The organism is Parabacteroides provencensis (assembly GCF_900232875.1).
Taxonomy (GTDB): domain Bacteria; phylum Bacteroidota; class Bacteroidia; order Bacteroidales; family Tannerellaceae; genus Parabacteroides; species Parabacteroides chinchillae.
Window position 1 is genome coordinate 159,372 of record NZ_LT960492.1, and the last position, 14,575, is coordinate 173,946.

Annotated in this window: 9 protein-coding genes and 1 pseudogene; 2 read left to right on the top strand and 8 right to left on the bottom strand. The window is 36.5% G+C overall.

The genetic code is table 11. The annotated features are described in order from the left end of the window. Positions 1-176: 176 nt before the first annotated feature. From htpG to CTY47_RS17655, 3 genes and pseudogenes are all read right to left on the bottom strand, one after another. Positions 177-2,231, bottom strand: a complete 2,055-nt coding sequence (htpG, locus tag CTY47_RS15420) for a molecular chaperone HtpG (RefSeq protein ID WP_099465675.1) — start codon at positions 2,229-2,231, stop codon at positions 177-179. A gap of 232 nt (positions 2,232-2,463) precedes the next feature. Beyond that, on the bottom strand, positions 2,464-4,407 hold the full coding sequence (locus CTY47_RS15425; RefSeq protein WP_394340724.1) for an ATP-dependent Clp protease ATP-binding subunit: 1,944 nt from the start codon (positions 4,405-4,407) through the stop codon (positions 2,464-2,466). Between the two features lie 258 nt (positions 4,408-4,665). Continuing rightward, a pseudogene (locus CTY47_RS17655) lies at positions 4,666-5,019 on the bottom strand (Clp protease N-terminal domain-containing protein); the annotation flags it as partial. A gap of 206 nt (positions 5,020-5,225) precedes the next feature. Here CTY47_RS17655 and gyrA point away from each other — a divergent pair. Together gyrA and CTY47_RS15435 are read left to right on the top strand one after the other, a co-directional pair. Then, complete coding sequence (gyrA, locus tag CTY47_RS15430) at positions 5,226-7,832, top strand: DNA gyrase subunit A (protein WP_099465677.1); 2,607 nt, start codon at positions 5,226-5,228, stop codon at positions 7,830-7,832. Positions 7,833-7,872: 40 nt separating this feature from the next. Next, positions 7,873-9,090, top strand: coding sequence for a tetratricopeptide repeat protein (locus tag CTY47_RS15435; protein WP_099465678.1), 1,218 nt, complete (start codon positions 7,873-7,875; stop codon positions 9,088-9,090). A 532-nt stretch (positions 9,091-9,622) separates the two neighbouring features. Here CTY47_RS15435 and CTY47_RS15440 read toward each other — a convergent pair. The 5 genes from CTY47_RS15440 to CTY47_RS15460 form a co-directional block, all read right to left on the bottom strand. Beyond that, entirely contained in the window at positions 9,623-10,735 is a 1,113-nt protein-coding gene (locus CTY47_RS15440; protein WP_099465679.1) for a universal stress protein, read from the bottom strand. A 116-nt stretch (positions 10,736-10,851) separates the two neighbouring features. Further along, on the bottom strand, positions 10,852-11,127 hold the full coding sequence (locus tag CTY47_RS15445; protein WP_099465680.1) for a DNA-binding protein: 276 nt from the start codon (positions 11,125-11,127) through the stop codon (positions 10,852-10,854). Positions 11,128-11,265: 138 nt separating this feature from the next. After that, positions 11,266-11,958, bottom strand: coding sequence for a phosphatase PAP2 family protein (locus CTY47_RS15450; protein ID WP_099465681.1), 693 nt, complete (start codon positions 11,956-11,958; stop codon positions 11,266-11,268). Positions 11,959-11,961: 3 nt separating this feature from the next. Further along, positions 11,962-12,735 (bottom strand): tetratricopeptide repeat protein, encoded by a 774-nt coding sequence (locus tag CTY47_RS15455; protein ID WP_099465797.1) that lies wholly within the window; start codon positions 12,733-12,735, stop codon positions 11,962-11,964. A gap of 4 nt (positions 12,736-12,739) precedes the next feature. Further along, positions 12,740-14,554 (bottom strand): BatD family protein, encoded by a 1,815-nt coding sequence (locus CTY47_RS15460; RefSeq protein ID WP_099465682.1) that lies wholly within the window; start codon positions 14,552-14,554, stop codon positions 12,740-12,742. Positions 14,555-14,575 lie beyond the last annotated feature (21 nt).

Genomic DNA, 14,575 nt, shown 5'->3' on the forward strand with positions numbered 1-14,575 from the left:
ATTTTTGTTTTCAAAGCGGGACTTCTTATTGAATAAACCTACCTTTTCAAATCATCAGGATGTTTTTTATAAATCATCCCGATGATTTCGTAAAATGATCGGGATGATATTAAAACGAAACAGGCGCTTCATTTTTATAATGAAGCGCCTGCAATAGAAGATTCTTTAATATATAACTATTGACCAATCATTTGAACACTTCTTTTGATAAAACGGCTCAAAGCTTCACCCTTCAACATGCCATTACCCAGTAAAGCAAGATCAATTAACTGGCTAACCATATTATTGGAATTAGCATATTCACTTAAAATAGTATTGGCTTTTTCGTGAAGTTCTGCAATTTTATGGTCTGTATTTGTCATATCTTCTTTTTCCTGGGAAGATATTTCTTCTTCTTTTTTCTTACTCTGAGCTTCACGAAGGTCTGCCTGACGAGTCTGCCAACCTTTCAAATCGGCAAGGATCGGTTTTAATGTTTCACCGCATGCATTTTCTTCATCCGTCAAAACTTGTTTGATCAGTGAATGATCTGTGTTTAATACCAAATTGTAGCTATCCGGCATTTCACCATAAAATGACATACCCGGTTGCATAGACGACATTTCGCGCATACGGCGCATATATTCACCCTGTGTCAGCATAACCGGATTAGCATTTTCGCCCAATGCTTCAAATGTAACATAGAATTCTGTCTTTTCAATTTTAGGCATCTGGCTTTTGAAGACTTCTTGTAAAGCATTTTTTTGATCTTCATCCAATGTAACTTTTCCGGAATCTTCCTTGCGAATCAAATTATCAATAGTATCACTGTCTACGCGGACAAAGCGTGTCTTCTCAAACTTCTGTTCCAGTTGGCCAATAACGTGTACATCCAATTGGCCATCCATAAGCAAGACACTATAACCTTTATCTTTTGCAGCTTGGATGTAACTATATTGTTCATCTTTTTTAGTCGTATAAAGATAAATCAAATTACCGTCTTTGTCGGTCTGGCTGTCTTTAACCAATGCCTTGTATTCTTCAAATGTATAATAGACATCATCTACGTCTTTCAATAAGGCAAACTTGGCTGCGCGGTCATAAAATTTCTCGTCTGTCAGCATACCATATTGGATGAACAACTTCAGGCTATCCCATTTTTCTTCAAATTGAGGACGTTCCGACTTAAATATTTCTTCCAGGCGGTCTGCAACTTTTTTAGTGATATGATTAGATATCTTTTTCACATTCTGATCACTTTGCAGATAAGAGCGGGAAACATTTAGCGGAATATCCGGAGAATCCAATACGCCGTGAAGCAGAGTCAGGAATTCCGGAACAATACCTTCTACAGAGTCCGTTACAAATACCTGATTACAATATAGCTGTATCTTATTGCGATGCAAGTCTATATTGCTCTTGATACGCGGGAAATACAGAATACCAGTCAGGTTGAAGGGATAATCTACATTCAAATGAATCCAGAACAGGGGTTCTTCGCTCATTGGATAGAGGTCACGATAAAACTTCTTATAATCCTCGTCTGTCATATCAGCGGGTTTGCGTACCCATGCCGGTTTGGTATCGTTTACAATATTGTCTTCATCCGTATCTACGTATTTACCGTCTTTCCATTCCTGTTTTTTCCCAAAAGCAATGGGTACAGGCAAGAAGCGGCAATATTTAGTTAACAGCCCGTTAATCTTATCCTTATTAAGGAAGTCTTTATTGTCGTCATCAATATATAGTATAATATCAGTACCTCGGTCTGCTTTTTCGGTTTCTTCCATCGTATATTCGGGCGTACCGTCGCAACTCCACTTCATTGCAACAGCACCTTCTTTATATGATTTGGTAACAATTTCCACTTTCTTTGAAACCATGAAAGAAGAGTAGAAACCGAGTCCGAAATGACCAATAATGGAAGCCGCATCATTTTTGTATTTTTCTACAAATTCTTCGGCTCCGGAGAATGCGATTTGGTTGATATACTTATCTATTTCTTCGGCTGTCATACCGATACCACGGTCGGAGATCGTGATCGTATTGTCGTCATATTTTACGTGAACAGTAAGATCACCCAGATCACCTTTAAATTCGCCTACAGATGAGAGCGTTTTTAGTTTCTGGGTAGCATCTACAGCATTTGACACTAATTCACGTAAAAAGATTTCGTGATCACTATACAAAAATTTCTTGATAATAGGGAAGATGTTTTCGCTGGTAACACCAATGTTTCCTTGTTTGCTCATAATCTTATGTCTTTTATTTATTGATTACTTTTATCATTTACTCTTATTTATACAAAATAAATGCCAAAAACCGGATGACTGACATAACGTAAAATGAGGGTGACATTATTGCAGGCGGTATGTCTTCCTCCGGTAATTTCCGAAACATCATCCCCTAAAAAAAGAAATTCCTTCCGAAAGAAATAAGAATTTCTCTCGGAAGGAATCAAAATAGAGTAGGGAGGAAAAGGGGCTATTCCGCAACCTCTTTCTTTTTAATATCAGTTGTTATTTTCTGCTCTTCGGAATTAAAGTCCACTGAAATCGTATCGCCATCTTCGACTGATGCACGTATAATTATTTCGGCCATTTCATCTTCCAGGTATTTCTGGATAGCACGTTTTAACGGACGGGCACCAAACTGTACATCATATCCCTTGGTTGCGATAAAATCTTTAGCCGCATCTGTAATAGATAACTTATATCCCAGATTAACCACCCGCTTATACAGACCTTCCAGTTCAAGATCTATTATCTTATGGATCGCTTCTTTGTCAAGCTGGTCAAACATGATAATATCATCTACACGGTTCAGAAATTCGGGAGCAAAGGCCTTATTCAATGCTTTCTGGATAACACCGCGAGAGAAATCCTTATCTGTCTCTCCTGCAAGCGACGTATTAAAACCTACACCTCGGCCAAAATCTTTCAACTGACGAGTACCGATGTTTGAAGTCATAATAAGAATTGTATTCTTAAAGTCAATTCTACGTCCCAAACTATCTGTCAAACGTCCTTCGTCCAACACTTGCAACAATAGGTTGAACACATCCGGGTGAGCCTTTTCTATTTCATCCAAAAGAACAACAGAGTAAGGTTTACGACGCACCTTTTCTGTTAGCTGGCCACCTTCTTCATAGCCCACGTATCCCGGAGGCGCTCCTACAAGACGAGACACAGCAAACTTCTCGAGATATTCGCTCATGTCTATACGTATTAAAGCATCTGATGAGTCAAACAGATATTCGGCCAATTTCTTAGCTAAATATGTTTTACCTACACCGGTAGGCCCTAAGAACATGAAGGTGCCAATGGGCTTATTCGGGTCTTTCAAACCAACACGGTTGCGCTGAATTGCTTTCACAATTTTCTGTACCGCATCATCCTGTCCGATTACTTTATTCTTTAAAACTCCTGACATTTCAAGCAATTTCAGGTTTTCCGCTTTTGCAATGCGTTGAACCGGAACACCGGACATCATGGCAATAACTTCTGCAACTTTGTCTTCATCAACTATTTCACGATGTTCCTGCAGTTCTTTTTCCCATTTAGCCTTTTCTGCTTCCAGTTGCAACAGAAACTGACGCTCTTTATCCCGGAAACTAGCTGCCAGTTCAAAATTCTGAGATTTTACGGCTGCCAGTTTTTCGTTCTTAGTATCTTCAATCTTAGCTTCGAGTTCTTCAATGTTCTTTGGAACTACAATATTGGATATATGCACACGTGAGCCTGCTTCATCCAATGCATCTATAGCTTTATCCGGAAAATTTCGGTCGCTGATATATCTTTCTGTCAGCTTCACACAGGCTTCCAATGCTTCCGGTGTATAGATAACATTATGATGTTCTTCATAACGGGGTTTGATATTATTTAATATCTGAAGAGTTTCCTCGGCTGTGGTCGGATCAACAATAACTTTCTGGAAACGACGCTCCAAAGCACCGTCTTTCTCTATATTTTTCCGGTATTCATCCAAAGTTGTGGCACCAATACATTGTATTTCACCACGTGCCAAAGCAGGTTTCAACATATTGGCTGCATCCATGGATCCGGACGCAGAACCTGCTCCAACGATAGTATGGATTTCATCAATAAACAGAATTATATTCGGATTCTTTGAAAGCTCATTCAGAATAGCTTTGATACGCTCCTCAAACTGTCCGCGATATTTTGTTCCTGCCACAATAGATGCCATATCAAGACTGATTACGCGCTTATCAAACAAAACACGGGAGACTTTGCGTTGAATAATACGTAATGCAAGTCCTTCTACAATTGCAGATTTACCAACCCCCGGTTCTCCAATAAGAACAGGATTGTTTTTCTTCCTACGGCTTAAAATCTGTGCAAGACGCTCTATTTCCTTTTCGCGTCCAACTATCGGATCTAAACGATTCTCGGCAGCAGCACGTGTCATATCCGTACCAAAGTTATCTAAGACAGGCGTATCATTAGATGACTTTGGCGATGCTCCTCCTTGTTGTGCACGAGGTGATTCTTTACGTGCAGAAAAACGTTCCTCTTCATCATCCTCTTCGTCATCTGTAAATCCATCGCTTATTTCATCAAAATCATCCTCATTTATACGGGTTAATCCTGTTCCGCTTACCAAATTATTGTAAACGGCACGATAATCGACACCTGCTTCATTCAGGACTTTAGCTGCAACATTAAATTCTTCTTTCAGTATAGCCAGAAGAAGATGCTCTGTACCTGTCTCTTCACTTTTGAACATACGGGATTCCAACATGCTCATACGTAAAACACGCTCTGTCGTTTTGCTGATTGCTATTTCATGTACTGAATCCTCCGAATCAAATGTATTCTTTATTTCCTGTTCTATCTTTTTCTTTATATCTAAAGTATCGGCGTTCAACTCACGCAATACTTGCATGGCTTTCCCGTCGCCATCGCGAATGATGCCAAGCATCAAGTGTTCCGGTCCGATATAGCTGTTTTGAAGCCTCGCAGCTTCTTCACGGCTATACTCAATCACATCAATTAATCTTTTTGAATAATTATTTTTCATACTATATATTAATGTACTAGTCTATGTGCAAAGTTAATAATCTCTTCTAACTATTCATCAAATTTCGTGCCATTATTCACAAATGGGAAGAGAAAAGGCTTTATAACTAAAATTTCGTGATAAAAGCTTTCGTGATAAGCGGAAAAGCATTACTTTAGTGCACTTTTTCAGAGGTGAAATATTGAGTGTAATTAATATAAAACTAAATGGTTGATCAAGACAGAATTATTAAGATTAACATTGAGGAAGAAATGAAATCTGCATACATTGATTATTCAATGTCTGTTATCGTTTCTCGTGCTCTTCCTGATGTTAGGGATGGTTTTAAGCCGGTTCACCGCCGCATCTTGTTTGGAATGAATGAACTGGGAAATACATCCGACAAACCTTATAAAAAATCTGCAAGAATTGTTGGTGAAGTTTTAGGTAAGTACCATCCACATGGAGATTCGTCCGTGTACCTTGCGATGGTTCGTATGGCACAAACCTGGTCTATGCGTTATCCGTTAGTAGACGGGCAGGGAAACTTTGGTTCCGTTGACGGCGATAGCCCTGCTGCAATGCGTTATACAGAAGCTCGTTTGAGTAAACTTGCCGAAGAAATGCTTCGCGATATAGATAAGGATACTGTAGACTTTCAATTAAACTTTGATGATACTTTAAAAGAACCTACTGTTCTTCCTACACGTATACCTAATTTATTGGTGAATGGTGCTTCCGGTATTGCTGTTGGTATGGCAACCAATATGCCTACTCATAACCTAAATGAAGTATTGAATGGTTGTATGGCATATATTGATGCCCGTGGAGAAATCGAAGTAGAAGACCTGATGCAATATATCAAAGCCCCTGATTTTCCAACCGGAGCAACCATTTATGGATATGCCGGCGTGAAAGAAGCTTTTGAAACGGGTAGGGGACGTATTGTATTACGCGGTAAAGCTGAAATAGAACAAGACGGCAATCATGAAAAGATTATTATTTCCGAAATTCCTTATCTGGTTAATAAAGCAGAGCTGATTCGCTATATTGCTGATCTGGTAAACGAAAAGCGTATAGAAGGCATCTCTAACGTTAATGATGAATCTGACCGTAGCGGTATGCGCATCGTTGTGGACGTAAAACGTGATGCCAATGCAAATGTTGTATTGAACAAATTATACAAGCTAACTGCTTTACAATCCTCTTTCAGTGTAAACAATATTGCTCTGGTTAATGGCCGTCCAAGACTGCTGAACTTAAAAGACCTTATCAAAGCTTTTGTTGAACATCGTCATGAAGTAGTAATTCGCCGTACTAAGTTTGAATTACAAAAAGCAGAAGAAAGAGCTCATATTTTAGAAGGCTTAATCATTGCTTCCGATAACATCGACGAAGTTATCGCTATCATCAAGTCTTCTAAAAGTCCGGTGGAAGCCATTGAGCGATTAATGGAAAGATTCTCATTATCGGATGTTCAATCTCGTGCGATTGTTGAAATGCGTCTTCGCCAATTAACAGGACTTGAGCAAGATAAGCTGCGTGCAGAATATGAAGAAATTGAAAAGTTAATCGCATATTTGAAAGAAATTCTGGAAAATGATGATCTTTGTATGAAGGTTATCAAAGATGAATTACAGGAAATCAAAGACAAATTTGGAGACGAGCGCAAAACCGATATTATATATGCTTCTGAAGAACTGAATCCGGAAGATTTTTATGCTGATGATGAAATGATTATTACAATTTCACACATGGGCTATATTAAGCGTACACCGCTTAGCGAATTCCGGGCACAAGGTCGTGGAGGAGTAGGGGCTAAAGGTTCCGAAACACGTGATGAAGATTTTGTTGAGTATATATATCCTGCATCAATGCATGCAACGTTGCTAATCTTTACAGCAAAAGGCCGATGTTATTGGTTGAAAGTTTATGAAATACCGGAAGGAGCTAAGAACTCTAAAGGCCGTGCTATTCAAAACATCTTAAATATAGAATCGGGCGATAAGGTAAATGCCTTTATCCGTGTTAAAAAGTTAACAACTGATACAGAGTTCATCAATTCCCACTATTTGTTGTTCTGTACCAAAAGAGGTATAATTAAAAAGACCTTATTGGAAGCATATTCCCGTCCTCGCCAAAATGGAGTAAATGCCATTACATTACGTGAAGATGATGGATTAATCCAGGTTTGTATGACAAATGGAAATAATGAGGTATTAATAGCAAATCGTAATGGCCGTGCCATCCGTTTCCATGAAAATGCAGTTCGTGTAATGGGACGTACAGCTACCGGAGTAAAAGGTATGACTCTCGACGAAGACGGTATTGACGAAGTTGTAGGAATGGTTTGCGTAAAGAATAAAGAAACCGATACGATACTGGTTGTATCTGAACAAGGTTACGGAAAACGTTCTAACATTGAAGATTACCGTATAACAAATCGTGGTGGTAAAGGTGTGAAAACAATCAATATTACTGACAAGACTGGTAAACTGGTTGCTATAAAGAATGTAACTGAAGAAAACGACTTAATGATTATAAATAAATCAGGTGTCGCTATTCGTGTAAAAGTATCAGATTTGAATGTAATAGGTCGTGCAACTCAAGGTGTTCGTTTGATTAACCTTGATAAACGAAATGATGAAATAGCTTCTGTTTGTAAAGTGATGTCTGAATCTGAAGAAAAAATAGCAGAAGAAAAAGCAGAACTGGAAGCTTTGAGTGAGAGAACCGTAAATGAAAATGTTGTATATTCGGACACAAGTCTTGAAGATGTTGATAATGAAATCAATAACGAAGATAATGATCCTGAAAATACAACAGAAGAATAATTTAAACAAATAGAAATATTAATCTCAAATTAACATCGCAATGAAACGAGTATTATTAACAGTTGCACTATGTGTTGCAGCATCTGCCTCATTCGCGCAGAAAAAAGCCGTAAACGAGGCTCAAAGTATTGCAAAGGGAGATAAACCGGATTTTACTGAAGCAAGAACTCTCATAAAAGGAGCTCTGGAAAATCCGGAGTCTAAGGATGATCCTAAGACTTGGTATGTTGCCGGTTTTATTGAAGACCAACAGTTCAGCAACGAAAGAACAAAACAAGTGTTAGGTCAACAACCAAACGAACCTGTTATGTATGAAGCATTAGGTAATGTATTACCATATTTCAAGAAAGCTTACGAATTGGATCAGTTACCCAACGAAAAAGGTAAAGTAAAACCTAAATTCACAAAAGATATTAAAGGCATTTTGGGAGCTAACCACTTGTATTATATAAATGGTGGAGCTTATTATTTCGATCAGAAAGATTATCCCAAAGCTTATGATTTCTTCCAGCAATATCTTGAAATCTCAGATCTGCCAATGTTCAAAGGCGAACAAGTTGCCGAAAAAGATTCAAACTACATGACCGTTCAATTTTATGCAGCTGTTGCAGCTACACAACTTGGCGATTCTCAGAAAGCTATTGCAGCATTGGAACGTGCAAAAAACACAGACTATAGAGCGAATGACGTATATCAGTATTTGTGTTATGAGTATGAACAAGCCAAAGATACTGTTAATCTGGAAAAAATATTAGAAGAAGGTAGAATCAAGTTCCCGGATGAAAAGTATTATTTGATGAGCTTAATCAATAATTATATCTACTCTGATAGAAATGAAAAGGCTATTGAATACTTAAATACTGCAATCGCTAAAGATCCCAATAATCCCGAACTTTATAATGTAATGGGTAGAGTTTACGAAACAGGTTTGAAAGATTATGACAATGCAGAAAAATTCTTCCGTAAAGCATTAGAATTTAATCCGGACTATACAGATGCTCTTAGCAACTTAGGTCGTATATTTTATAATCAAGGTGTAAACAAACAGGGTGAAGCCAACATGATCAATGATAGCAAACAATATCAGGAAGAATTAGCTAAAGCTAAAGATTTATTCAAGAAAGCACTTCCATATTATGAAAAAGCTCATCAATTGAAACCAGAAGATAAAGAATATATGACAGCATTAAGAGGCATCTATTATAACCTAAACATGGGTAAAGAATTTGATGCCATAGAAGCTGAAATGAATCAATAATTATAATGATGACTAGTCCTAAATAACCGTTACAGTTATTGGACAAAACTAAAACATTTATCACAGTTCAGCAAGGCTAGCCTTGCTGAACTGTTTGTTTTTATAACTTTTAATTTTAATCTGCCTCTAATGGTGCATATACTCCGTTGTTTTGTATCCGCACGAGTAATGTGGTCTGAGATTATTATATTTATAATTTCGTTACTTAATTAGGTGTAACGCTATTTTTTGTATTAGTTTTGTTTAGTTCCCAATTTTATCTTTCAAGATATCTATTAAACATAATCATAATTATAATTCAAAGCCTTTGAATATCATATTAACTCCTGATTTCATGCAAAAACAAAAAAAGCCCGTATACAACTTCCCAGTTACATACGGACCAAACAAATAACAAACTCTACTTATATGAAAAAACAAATACTACTAACAAATTATTATGAAATTGACAACGGTTATTTGTCGCTTTCATTTATATAACAAGGAACAATATCAATAGTTCAAAATACATATAATTTTTTTCGTGTTTTTTCTACGCATGCATTACCAACAACGGCGTATCAGTATGAAATAACATTTTCCTTGCAATACTTGGATTGAACATACGAGCTAATAAATTTCTACGATAAGTGCTTAGCGCAATAACATCGATATGTTTATCACGTACAAATTTTTCTACTGCAATCAGCAAATCTCCATCATCTAAAACAGTATGGCTTATATTAGCATCCGGATAATGTTTTTTGAAATATTCGCGGACTCCTGACAAACGTATTTCATTCCATTCATTTTTACTCGTCGAAATATTAAAAAGATGAATATGTACATCATATCCTTTAATGATTTCCATAAATTCATCAAATGCAACAAGGTCACGTTGATTAAAAGACGTTGCAAATGCTATATTTTTAGCTTCGCCCAAATCATTAAATGGAACATTTTCAGGAATAGCTAATACAGGAACTCTGTTTACTTCTATTACTTCACCCGTAACACTTCCTATCAGATCCATGTCTTTCTGGCTCTTGCCTCGAGTACCCATAACAATCAAAGTAGGATGATAATCTTTGCTATATGCAATGATTTCTTCTTCTGGTAGTCCTTCCCGTAAGACGTAATCATATTTTACTTTTGGCAATTCTCCAGAATTCATCTTCCGATTAATATGCGTACAGATATTTTGCATATCCACTTGTACGCGTTTCAATACATTCTGAACAGATTCCTCTTCATTTACCTGGTATGCAAGCGTATCACCCATTGGTATTGCAGACGGGAAATATGGACTAAAATATGCATGCATCAACATTACTTCTGCACCTACTTTATGTGCATAATTAATACCAAGTTCACATGCTTTTATCGAATAATCAGAGAAGTCTATTGGAATCAAAACCTTTTTCGTTTTAGAAGTTTCAGTTTCTGCTTCGTCTTCTTCACTTAACCATTTATGGTCTTCAATTATGCGTAAAGCATGTGGTAAGTCACTTTCCTTAATTCTCACACGTACACCCGCTGAAATTACAGGTTGAATCTGATTTACATTCATAATGTAAACTTCAATACCTTCTGTTTCCAGTATAGTTTTCAAAATCTGAGCCTTTTCATACGTGTGAATAGCTAATGTAACCAATTTGTCTTCCATACCAATTAATTTTATTTATTAAACAATCGGAATAATCTAAAAGTTGGTCTAAAAAAAAATCCCAAAGCATCTCTTTATTTCAGCTATGGGATTTTTTATAAAAGTTGAAAATTTCTTTACGCTTCCTGTGCTATCGACACTTCGTCTTTTTCAGCAAGTATCTGTATAGCACGCTCAAATATTGTTGTATCATCTAAAACAACCAATCCTCCATCCGGACCTGGTTCAATATGTATACCACAGCTTTTTCCGTCTTTAAAATTATGTCCGCCAAAATAATTACGAACAGTTTCGACTGATATACCCAATTCATCTGCGATACGATGAGTACTGCCGTCAGGCAAATTGTCTTTAATTCTACGCAATTCGTTAAATGTGATCGTTTTTGTCATGGCTTCCTTATTTTGAAGGTTAATACTTTATGTTAATTTTGATGCCACTAACTTAGCAATTTAAAATTACAGAAGCAAATTAATTTCATTGAAATAACATTATAACCCTTATGCTTTACGACATATTATAACAAAATGTCACCTAAGACAATTAATCAATAATTGATTGAATATCAAAATCATAAGAATAGTAGCCCATATAGCATAAACAATCAGATTCTTCTGCTTTGTGGTATAAATGAATGAAGGTAGCTTCTCCCCTGCTCCATCAACAAGCTTACAACGTACGTGTACATATATATAATATGTCAAATAACCGAAAATTATACCAGCTATTGCACCGGGAATAATATCTGTAATAAAATGAACACCTAAATATATACGTGAATAAGCAGTCAAAGTAGCCCATATAAATATGGTCCAAGTAAATAATCTGTATCGCAGCAGTAAAGTCATCAAAGTCGCAAAACCAAAAGCATTCGCCGCATGGCTTGATATAAACCCATATTTACCTCCACGATATCCAAATACAGTTTTCACCTGATCCATAAAATCCGGATGATGAGTCGGACGGAAACGTGTAAAAATAGGCTTACATACATGGGAAGCAAATTGGTCACATAAAGTTATAACCAATACAATAGCCAATAAAATAAGAATCCATTCTTTCCAATTTTTTTTGTATACTATCACTAAAAGAATAAATACAGCCAATGGCAACCAGACCACTTTGCCCGAATAAAGCCACATAAACTGATCAAGGAAAGTAGAATTGCTACCATTAAGCATAAAGAACGCATCGCGTTCATAAACCAACAATTTTTCTATCATTAGCTAGATTTTTTCTATGTCTTTACTTGGCATCCAACCAACATTTCCATCTTCCAATACGATCTCGCTCCATTCGCCAAGTGTACTTTTAACAGATACTTTAGTACCTTCATGAAGTATGAATAAATCCGTACCACTAGCATCCGGAGAACTCTTCACTGTAACTGTAGGTGCAAAAACAATAGCATGCGTACGATTAACTAGTTCATCTTTCTGATGTTTTGCAAAGATGTTGGAAAAAATCACCAACACCAAAAACACAAGCCCCAAGTAAAAACCAGCCTTTTTCAAACGAATCCATCTTGAAAAGAAAAATAGAATAAGGCAGCCTATAAATAGGATAAAACATACAATTCCCATACGAGCCCATGAATCTGCAGCTGCATTATTCTGAATTGCATTAAACCAATCCGTCAGGAAAAAATTCTCTATAGGTTCAATTTTATCAATAGACTTTTGTCTTGCCATTTGCAAGTTAAAACGAGCATCGGCATCACTTGGATCCAGAACTAATGCACGTTCATAATTCAATATTGCCGGTGCAATTTTTCCTGCTTTATAGTATGCATTTCCCAAATTATAAAAAATCTCTGCCGATTCGCCATTACTTTTCAGAATGTTTTCGTAAAGTTCTATAGCTTTGTTATAGTTTTCTTTTGTATAAGCTTCTTCCGCTTCTTTTATAGCCGTATCTTGAGCATATACTATATTCCATGCAAAACATGGAACCAAGAATAAGAAAAATAATATCTTCTTCATATATCTATGTATCTTCATTTCCTTACTTTTTAATTGTATTCTCCATTTTACCAATGGCATCTACCGTTAAATCATATAATTTATCCATTGCATCAGAAGCCTGGGACGGAGCATAGCGAGCAAATTCACAAGTGTTCAAGATATCCATAAACTCATTAATAAGAGTCTCTTCTACTCCATATTTTGTCAACTCTGCTTCTACATTGTCTTTACTAAGATTTGCTTGCGGTATATTAAGTTTATCGCTTAAATAACCCCATAAAGCGCGAAGAACTTCATCATAGAATTCTTCCTTTTTATTTTCCTTCATTAATTTACCCGCAATTTTCAAACGCCTTACTGCCATTTTATTAGCTTTCTTGGTACGTACCAACGCAATATTAGAATTCTCTTTGACCTGTTTACGGTAAATAAAGAAAAATACAACAAATAATATAGTCGGCACTAAATAGCACATAAAATACATAGCCGAACCAAAGAATATATCATTTGTTGATGTAAAGGTCACACCTTTGGTCTTCAAATAACGAATGTCTTTGCCAAGATACTTTACACTTTCTTTGTTACTAAAGTTAGACATAACAGGTGCATTACCTTCTCCCTCTTTGCCCTTTTCAACATGAAGCTTATAAGGTTCACTAGTGAGTGTTTTATATGAGCCACTTTTCACATCAAAATAAGAAAACGCAATGGCCGGTATCTCAAAGTCTCCTGCATAACGGGGAATGGCCATATATTCGATCGTTTTCGATCCATTTACCCCTGCAGTCGAAATTTTAAAGTCTGTTTCAACTTTCGGATCATAAACATCAAAATCATTCGGAAAAACGACTTCCGGATTTTTTATCAACTTGATATTTCCACTTCCCGAAATCTTTAATTTTATAGTAACAGCATCATTTGTTTTTACATTATCAGAACTTATGCTAGAAGCCATGGTAAAGTTTCCTACTGCACCCGAAAATGACGCAGGCTTTCCCGATGGCAACGGTTTAACGTTTATAGTAACAGGAGCTGTTGTGAGTATCTTATTTACATCTTGATAAGAATCAAAGAAATCATCAAAGATACTACGGACTTTCTGTTGTGTAGCTATACGGATAACGGCATCAAATTTTCCTCCATCGATTGTAATGTTTCCCGAACGCTGTGGAAACAACACCGTCTGTCTAAATATGACAGTGAAATAGTTACGGCCATTATAATGTTCTTGTGTCCACTGTTTATTGGGCAAATCTATCTCTTGTACCAAAAATCCTTCAAACTCGGGATATTTCATATTATTCAATGTACAAGGACGAGTAGCATACAACTTATATGTAACTAAAAAACCTTCTTGTTCAAATACATTCCGATTAGACACTTCCATCCTTACAAAGTAATCGTCTTTACCGATAGCAGTAGCGGAACTGTTGCTACTTCCTTCATTTCCATTGCTACTGTTATTTGCTTTATCAGGTGGAAGTACTTTTATAACTAATCCATTAGACGTATAATTTGCACCTTTTACTTTTATTGATGCCGGAGGAATATTAAATGTACCTTCTTTTTTAGGCATCAGTATATACGTATAACTAATAGATGTTTCACTTTTACTTTGACCATTTACCCAGCTACTGCTATATGACGTAGATTGGGATGGTCCCATCAAAACATCAAAATCAGACAATTCCTGTACCCGAAGATCTTTACCTTCGGCATTAACAGTATAAGTTAAACGGAATTGTTCTCCCATTACCACAGCATCAGGTGCAGTAGCCTTGAAAACTACATCTGCTGCTTTTACAGCAATACCTGCTGTTAATATAAGAACGAATAAGAAAATTAATTTCCTCATTATGATTATATATTTCTTTTA

Bases quoted from the DNA above. Each gene is read 5' to 3' on its own strand.
- CTY47_RS15450 (WP_099465681.1), bottom strand. From the start codon at position 11,958: ATGATAGAAAAATTGTTGGTTTATGAACGCGATGCGTTCTTTATGCTT.
- gyrA (WP_099465677.1), top strand. From the start codon at position 5,226: ATGGTTGATCAAGACAGAATTATTAAGATTAACATTGAGGAAGAAATG.
- CTY47_RS15445 (WP_099465680.1), bottom strand. From the start codon at position 11,127: ATGACAAAAACGATCACATTTAACGAATTGCGTAGAATTAAAGACAAT.
- CTY47_RS15425 (WP_394340724.1), bottom strand. From the start codon at position 4,407: ATGACACGTGCTGCTGCCGAGAATCGTTTAGATCCGATAGTTGGACGC.
- CTY47_RS15435 (WP_099465678.1), top strand. From the start codon at position 7,873: ATGAAACGAGTATTATTAACAGTTGCACTATGTGTTGCAGCATCTGCC.
- CTY47_RS15460 (WP_099465682.1), bottom strand. From the start codon at position 14,554: ATGAGGAAATTAATTTTCTTATTCGTTCTTATATTAACAGCAGGTATT.
- CTY47_RS15440 (WP_099465679.1), bottom strand. From the start codon at position 10,735: ATGGAAGACAAATTGGTTACATTAGCTATTCACACGTATGAAAAGGCT.
- CTY47_RS15455 (WP_099465797.1), bottom strand. From the start codon at position 12,735: ATGAAGATACATAGATATATGAAGAAGATATTATTTTTCTTATTCTTG.
- htpG (WP_099465675.1), bottom strand. From the start codon at position 2,231: ATGAGCAAACAAGGAAACATTGGTGTTACCAGCGAAAACATCTTCCCT.